Source organism: Gilvimarinus sp. 1_MG-2023, from assembly GCF_030548285.1.
This window is the reverse complement of the sequence record NZ_JAUOSC010001744.1, coordinates 1-235: the sequence shown is the minus strand read 5'-3', so window position 1 is coordinate 235 and position 235 is coordinate 1. Positions and strand designations below refer to the sequence as shown.

Annotated in this window: 1 protein-coding gene; it reads left to right on the top strand. The window is 55.3% G+C overall.

The window, feature by feature from the left end; genetic code table 11:
* Positions 1 to 235: proline dehydrogenase family protein (locus Q4563_RS22715; RefSeq protein ID WP_303606160.1), on the top strand; the 235-nt coding region annotated here is incomplete at both ends.

The following is a 235-nucleotide window of genomic DNA, read 5'->3' as shown; positions in this document are numbered from 1 at the left end:
CGGCAGTCTTGCGGATTGCCCAGCACGTCGGCAAGCATCAGTTTGAACTGCAGCGACTGCATGGTATGGGAGAAGCACTTCATGATGAAGTCTTGAAGCGCGAAGGCACCCGCTGTCGTATTTACGCCCCGGTGGGCGAACATCGCGATTTGCTGGCCTACCTCGTGCGGCGTTTGCTGGAAAACGGAGCCAACAGCTCGTTTGTTAATCAGATTGTCGATACCCGCATTACACC